Origin of the sequence: Streptomyces sp. A0958, from assembly GCF_004795035.1 — a bacterium.
In the GTDB taxonomy this organism is placed as follows: domain Bacteria; phylum Actinomycetota; class Actinomycetes; order Streptomycetales; family Streptomycetaceae; genus Streptomyces.
In genome coordinates this window covers 206636-213048 of record NZ_SSBK01000009.1, presented here as the reverse complement: position 1 = coordinate 213048, position 6413 = coordinate 206636, and the positions used below count along the sequence as shown (strand labels likewise).

General features: G+C 70.7%; 6 protein-coding genes. 1 reads left to right on the top strand and 5 read right to left on the bottom strand.

Translation table 11 applies throughout. The features are described from left to right. Positions 1–75 precede the first annotated feature (75 nt). The 4 genes from E6P78_RS13035 to E6P78_RS13020 form a co-directional block, all read right to left on the bottom strand. Positions 76–759, bottom strand: a complete 684-nt coding sequence (locus E6P78_RS13035) for an ABC transporter ATP-binding protein (RefSeq protein ID WP_136203713.1) — start codon at positions 757–759, stop codon at positions 76–78. A gap of 36 nt (positions 760–795) precedes the next feature. After that, a complete protein-coding gene (locus E6P78_RS13030; RefSeq protein WP_136203712.1) occupies positions 796–2265 on the bottom strand; it encodes an ABC transporter permease in 1470 nt (489 codons plus the stop codon). Positions 2266–2421: 156 nt separating this feature from the next. After that, positions 2422–3687 carry an Ig-like domain-containing protein gene (locus E6P78_RS13025; RefSeq protein WP_136203711.1) on the bottom strand — a complete coding sequence of 422 codons (1266 nt, stop codon included), beginning with the start codon at positions 3685–3687 and terminating at the stop codon, positions 2422–2424. 215 nt (positions 3688–3902) lie between these two features. Beyond that, entirely contained in the window at positions 3903–4295 is a 393-nt protein-coding gene (locus E6P78_RS13020) for a hypothetical protein (protein WP_136203734.1), read from the bottom strand. 169 nt (positions 4296–4464) lie between these two features. On the opposite strand from E6P78_RS13020, the gene E6P78_RS13015 reads away from it, so the two are divergent. Beyond that, on the top strand, positions 4465–4755 hold the full coding sequence (locus E6P78_RS13015) for an LPXTG cell wall anchor domain-containing protein (RefSeq protein ID WP_136203710.1): 291 nt from the start codon (positions 4465–4467) through the stop codon (positions 4753–4755). A gap of 84 nt (positions 4756–4839) precedes the next feature. Here the strand turns inward: E6P78_RS13015 and hutH are convergent, their stop codons facing one another. Further along, positions 4840–6384: a histidine ammonia-lyase gene (hutH, locus tag E6P78_RS13010; RefSeq protein ID WP_136203733.1), complete on the bottom strand. Its 1545-nt coding sequence runs from the start codon at positions 6382–6384 to the stop codon at positions 4840–4842. Positions 6385–6413 lie beyond the last annotated feature (29 nt).

Below are 6413 nucleotides of genomic sequence, written 5' to 3'. Positions count from 1 at the left end.
CCGCCGCCGGCGGCCCGAGGGCCCGGGGGGCCCGGCGGCCCGGCGGCCCGGCGGCGGCGGTGGACGCGGGGCGGGTCAGGCCGCGGCGTTCTCCGTGATGGTGACCTTGCCCTTGCGGATGGTGGCCAGGCGCGGCGCGCGGCGGGCGATGGAGCTGTCGTGGGTGACCATGATGAAGGTGAGCCCGTGCTCCTTCCACAGGGCCTCCAGCACCTCCATGATCTCGTCGCGCATGGACTCGTCGAGGTTGCCGGTGGGCTCGTCGGCGAGCAGCACCTTGGGCTGCTTGACCAGGGCCCGGGCGATGGCGACGCGCTGCTGCTGGCCGCCGGACATCTCGGCGGGCACATGGCCCAGCCGCTCGCCGAGGCCGACCGACTCCAGCGCCTCGGCGGCTCTTCTGCGCCGCTCGGACGCCTTGACGCCGAGCGGTACGAGGGCGGTCTCGACGTTCTCCTGGGCGGTGAGCGTGGGGATGAGGTTGAAGCTCTGGAAGACGAAGCCGATGTTCTCGGCGCGCACCTTGGTGAGCTTGGCCTCGCTGAGCTTGGCGAGGTCCATCCCGTCGAGCTCGACGCTGCCCGCCGTGGGGCGGTCCAGGCCGCCGAGCATCTGGAGCAGGGTGGACTTGCCGCCGCCGGTGGGGCCCTGGATGACCAGGCGGCCGCCGTCCTCGATGGTGAGGTCGACGCCGGCGAGGGCGATCACGGTGGACTTTCCGCGCTTGTACTGCTTGGTGACACCTTGAAGCGTGTACATGGGTGATTTCTCCTGACGGGGTACGGGGGTGCGGGGCTACTCGACGCGGCGCAACGCGTCGGCCGGGCGCAGCCGGGAGGCGCGCCAGCCGCCGAAGGCGCCCGCGATCAGCCCGCCCGCCACGGCCAGGGCGACGGCGACCAGGATGATGGAGAGGGAGACGGGCGCGGTCAGCGCGATGTCGAGGGCCTTGGACGCGCTCTGCCTGCCGGGGCCGCCGCCGCCCATCATGCCGCCGCCGCGCATCCCGCCACCGCCGCCGGAGGAGCCGAGCTCAGCGGTGAGGGTGGGGCTGATGGCGGTGACGGCGTAGGCGCCGGCCAGGCCGATGGCGATGCCGAGGACGCCGCCCATCAGGCCGTTGACAAGGGCCTCGCCGATGACCTGGCGGGTGACCCGGCCGCTCTTCCAGCCGAGCGCCTTGAGCGTGCCGAACTCGCGCACGCGGCGGCTGACGGCGGAGGAGGTGAGGAGCCCGGCGACCAGGAACGCGGCGATCAGCACGGCGATGGAGAGCCACTTGCCGACGCTGGAGGCCAGGTCGGAGGCGGTGGACAGGGAGCCGGAGACGGTGTCCGCGAGGTCGGCGGACGTGGTGACCGTGGTGCCCGAGATGTTCTTCTGGATGGTGGCCTTGACGCTGTCGATCTTCTGCGAGTCCGCGGCCTTGACGTAGACCGTGGTGACCTTGTCCTTCGAGTCGGAGAGGGTCTGCGCCTGCTGGAGCGGGATGTAGAGGTTGGCGGCCGCGTCGCCGCTGTCGGCCGTCGAGACGCCGATGATCGTGAACTTGGTGCCGTGGACGGTCACCGTCTTGCCGGTGGAGAGGGTCTTCTCCTTGGCGTAGGCGGAGTCGACGACGGCCACCTCGGCGTTGGTCTCGGTCGTCTTGAACGTACGGCCCGAGGTGATCTTCGAGGAGGTGAGCGGGCCGATGTCCTGCTGGGTGACGTCGGTGCCGTACACCGTGAAGGAGTTGACGTCGAAGGAGGCGCCGCCGCCCCTGACCTCGCCCTGCGGCTGGCCGCTGCCGCCGCCGGGCCCGCCCCGGCCGCCGCTCTGGCCGGTGCCGCCCTGCTGCTTGAACTCACCGCGCTTGAACTGGCCGTCCACCTTCATGACGGACAGGCTCAGCCCGCCGACCGCACCGGCGACCCCGTCCTGCTTGCCTACCTTGTCGACGGTGGTGGACGCCAGGGTCTGGAAGCCCTGGACCATGACCCGGTCCGTGCTCTGGGTCGCGTCGTCGTCGCTGTCCTTGGCGTCGAACTCGAACCTGGGCCGTTCGCCGCTGCCGGCCTTGGGCGCGGTGGCGGCCTTGGTGACGGTCATGTCCGTGCCGAGGCCGTACAGCGATTCCAGGACCTTGTCCTGCGCCTTGCTCATGCCCGAGGAGACCGAGCTGACGATGATGACCAGCGCAATACCGAGGGCGAGCCCGGAGGCGACGACGAGCGCCGCCTTTCTGCGGCGGCGCAGCTCGCGCCGGAGGTAGGTGAAGAACATGGCGCGAGGCTAAGGACGGCTTGTGATGGTGGGTTAAGGCCACCATGAGAGCCGGGTGAGAACCCGCGTACGCCGAAGGCGGCGGCACCTGAATCCCTGGGGAGGGTCCGGTGCCGCCGCCTTCGGCGTACGGGGTTTCGGTTTACGGGGTGGAGGTCAGGCGGTGGAGCCCGCCGTCCACTCGGCCCAGCTCAGGTTCCAGCCGTTGAGGCCGTTGGAGGGCTGGATCGTCTTGTCCGGGGAGTTCTTCACGATGACGACGTCACCGACCATGGAGTTGTTGTAGAACCAGGCGGCGGGCTGGTTGGGGTCGCCGGCGCCCTTGACGTCGGCGAGACCGACGCAGCCGTGGCTGGTGTTGACGCTGCCGAAGATGCCCTTGCCCCAGTAGTTGCCGTGGATGAAGGTGCCCGACGTGGACAGCCGCATGGCGTGCGGCACGTCCTTGATGTCGTACTCGCCCTTGCCGTCGTCGTCGGTGAAGCCGACCGTCGAACCGTCCATCCGGGTCTCCTTGTACTTCTCGGAGATCACCATCTGTCCGTTGTACGTCGGGTTGTCGGGCGATCCGGCGGAGATCGGGATGGTCTTGATCGTCTTGCCGTCCCGGGTGACGGTCATCGTGTGGGTCTTGGCGTCGACCGTCGAGACCTGGTTGCGGCCGACCTTGAAGGTGACCGTCTTCTGCTGGACGCCGTAGACGCCGTCCGCCCCCTCGACGCCGTCCAGGGCGAGCTTCAGGGTGACGGTGGAGCCGGCCTGCCAGTAGTTCTCGGGGCGCAGGTCGAGGCGCTGCGAGTTGAACCAGTGGCCGACGACCTGCTGGCCGCTGCTGGACGTCACCTTGATGCCGTCCTGGACGGCCTTGGTGTCGGTGATCGGCTTGTTGAAGTTGATCGAGACGGGCATGCCGACGCCGACGGTGGAGCCGTCCTCGGGGGTGAAGTTCCCGATGAAGCTGTTGGCGGGCGAGACCGTGGTGAAGGAGGAGTTCTCGTGGGCCTCGCGGCCCTTGGAGTCCTGCGCCGTCGCGCTGATCTTGTATGTGGTCGAGCGCTCCAGCTGGGCGTCCGGCTGCCAGCTCGTGCCGTCGGCGGCGAGGGTGCCCTTGACGCTGTCCCCGGCCGCGGTCGTCATGGTGACGGCGGTCAGCTTGCCCTTGGTGACGGTGACCTTGGCGGCGTTGTTGATGCTCGCGTTGGTCGCGCCGTTCTTGGGCGAGATCGCTATCTGTGCCTCGGAGGTTTCCTGGGCCGCCGCCTTGTCGACGTCGGCCGCCTGGGACTTCGAGCTCTCGGGGCTCGGACCGCCCTTGTCGCCGCCGTCGTCACAGGCGGAAAGCACCAGTACGCCGCCGAGCAGTGCGGACGCGGCCATCAGGCCCTTGCGCCGCTTGCTGTCCGTCATCACACGCTTCTCCATCGTTGCCGAATTCCCCGAAAACCCCGAGCAGGCCGCCCAGCGGCGAAACCCCGTCAATGTTCCAAGAACCCCTTCGAGCGGATTCCCGTTCCACGTCCGTCGAAGATGTGGGGAACACCACTCATCGACGCCGTGCCGAGCGCGGTGGTTCCCGCATCCGCGGCACAGGCCGGCCCCGGTCCGCCACGGGCGGGCCGGGGCCGCGTTCCCACTGGTCAGACCCGCCGCTCCGTGCCGCCGTAGCCGTCGGCCTCATCTCCATTGTGCGGGACACCGAGGGCTCCCCGGCTGTCGTCGTCCTCCTCGCCGTCCTCGCCGTCGCCCTCGTCACCGTCCTCGTCGAGGTCCCAGGCGTCCGGGTCGTCGGGGTCGTAGTCGATGCTCTCGCTGCTCCAGGAGGCCTGGGTCAGCTCGACCCCGGGCACCTCGCCGACCAGGTCGAACGGGTCGATCAGCGAGGCAAGGGCCTCCGCTCCGTCTTCCCGTACCGCTGCCTCGGCATGCGTGCGTTCCTCGGCGCCCTCGCCGCCGGGCTCCCCGTACTCGGCGGCCAGGCTCTCCAGGGCGGTTCCGCTGAGGGCGTCGGGGTCGGTGATCTCCACCACCATGTCGACCCGGAGGCGGACGAAACGCGACGACGCGAATGATCCAGATGACTCTGAAGTGCTCATGGGGCGGAGATTAAGCTCCCGGCCGCCATCTCTTTCCCGCGACCCGCTGCGTTCATTAGCATCGGTCCGAGCCTCACTCACGGCTGTCGTAAAGGGGACCGATTCCGTGGCCGTCACCCGTCGCCCGCTTCTGACCGCCACCGCGGCGGGGACGCTGCTGTGCGCCCTGTGGTTCGTCCCCTCGGCGAATGCCACCGACGGTACGGGGACCGCGCCCGGCGCGGCGGTCGGCAGTGCGACGGCGGCCGGCCCGGGGGCGGACTCCGCGACGCTCGCCGACACCGGGACGGGCATCGACACCACCCCGTATCTGCTCGGCGGGGTGGCCTTCCTGGGCATCGGAGCGGGCTTCGTGACGTACTCGTCCCGCCGTACGAGCCCGCAGCCCGCCGTCTGACGCGTCGCTACGGGGAAGCGGCCACCGCGGATGTCCGGTGGCCGCTTCCCGCGTACCGGCCGTACGAGCCGCTGCGAACCCTGATCAGGCCAGCGGTCCGGTGACCGGCTCCACCGCCGAGACCAGCCCGCCCGCCCGTACGAAGGCGTCCGCGGCGGCCAGGTCCGGCGAGAGGAAGCGGTCCGGGCCGGGGCCCTCGACGCCCGCGGCCCGCAGCGCCTCGACGACCGCGAGCGTGGCGGGGGCCGGGGTCAGCCCCTGCGCGGCGCGCAGCTCGATCGCGCGGGTCGCCGCGTACAGCTCGACGGCGACGATCCTGGCGAGGTTGCCGACGGCGGTACGCAGCTTGCGCGCGGCCGACCAGCCCATCGAGACGTGGTCCTCCTGCATCGCGGAGGACGGGATGGAGTCGGCGGAGGCCGGGACGGCGAGCCGCTTCATCTCGCTGACCAGGGCGGCCTGCGTGTACTGGGCGATCATCAGGCCGGAGTCGACGCCCGCGTCGTCGGCGAGGAACGGCGGCAGCCCGTGCGAGCGGTTCTTGTCCAGCAGCCGGTCGGTGCGGCGCTCGGTGATCGAGCCGAGGTCGGCGGCGACGATCGCCAGGAAGTCCAGGACGTAGGCGACGGGCGCGCCGTGGAAGTTGCCGTTCGACTCCACCCGGCCATCGGGAAGGACCACCGGGTTGTCCACGGCCGAGGCCAGCTCGCGGTCGGCGACGGTCGCGGCGTACGCGAGGGTGTCCCGGCCCGCCCCGTTGACCTGGGGCGCGCAGCGCACCGAGTAGGCGTCCTGGACGCGCGGCGCGTCGTCCTGGTGGTGACCCGTGAGGCCGGAGCCCGCGAGGACCCGCAGCATGTTGTCGGCGCTGGCGCCCTGGCCGGGGTGCGGGCGGATGGCGTGCAGCTCGGGGGCGAGGACCTTGTCGGTGCCGAGCAGGGCCTCCAGGGAGAGGGCCGCGGTGATGTCGGCCGAGGTGTAGAGGTTCTTCAGGTCGGCCAGGGCCATCACGAGCATCCCGAGCATGCCGTCGGTGCCGTTGAGGAGGGCAAGGCCCTCCTTCTCGCGCAGCTCGACCGGGGTGATGTTGTGGGCGGCGAGCAGTTCACCGGCGGGGCGGACGGTGCCGTCGGGGCCCTCCGCGTCGCCCTCGCCCATCAGGGTCAGCGCACAGTGCGACAGGGGCGCCAGGTCGCCGGAGCAGCCGAGCGAACCGTACTCGTGGACGACGGGGGTGATCCCGGCGTTCAGGACGTCCGCCATGGTCTGCGCGACCCCGGGGCGTACGCCGGTGTGGCCGGAGGCGACCGTCTTCAGCCGCAGGAACATCAGCGCCCTGACGACCTCCCGCTCGACGCGCGGGCCCATGCCGGCGGCGTGCGAGCGGACGATGTTGCGCTGGAGCCGTGCGCGGAGCTCCGGGCTGATGTGGCGGCTGGCCAGGGCGCCGAAGCCGGTCGAGACGCCGTAGACCGGCTCGGGCTTGGCGGCGAGCGCGTCCACGATCTCGCGGGCGGCGGCCATAGCGCTCAGCGCGGCGGCGGAGAGCTCGACACGGGCGTTGTCGCGGGCCACGGCGATGACGTCCTGAGCAGTGGTACCGGACGTCCCCACCACGACTGTATGCATATCCATATTCAGCAGCGTACGGATTGAAA